The following is a 212-nucleotide window of genomic DNA, read 5'->3' as shown; positions in this document are numbered from 1 at the left end:
CGACGGGGGTGCCGATCACGATGTCGGAACTGCCGCTGAGGCGGGCGAGGAGGACCGCGAAGGCCGCATGCAGAGTCATGAACGTGGTCGCCCCGGTGCTCCGCGCGAGCGCACGCAGGCGGTGGTGTACGTCGGCGGGGATCTCGAAGCGGATCGAATCCCCGTGGTGGGTGCGGTGGGTGGGTCGGGGTCGGTCGGTGGGGAGGGGGAGG

At 71.7% G+C, this 212-nt stretch carries 1 protein-coding gene; it reads right to left on the bottom strand.

Annotation, left to right across the window (positions count from 1 at the left end; all coding sequences use genetic code 11):
• Nucleotides 1-212 (bottom strand): condensation domain-containing protein (locus QM841_RS43100; protein WP_283336820.1); only part of this gene is annotated, 212 nt, incomplete at both ends.

Source organism: Rhodococcus sp. IEGM 1307 (genome assembly GCF_030056915.1).
Lineage (GTDB): Bacteria > Actinomycetota > Actinomycetes > Mycobacteriales > Mycobacteriaceae > Rhodococcus_F > Rhodococcus_F opacus_D.
The sequence above is the reverse complement of the archived record's forward strand: the minus strand, read 5'-3'. Positions and strand labels throughout refer to the sequence as shown.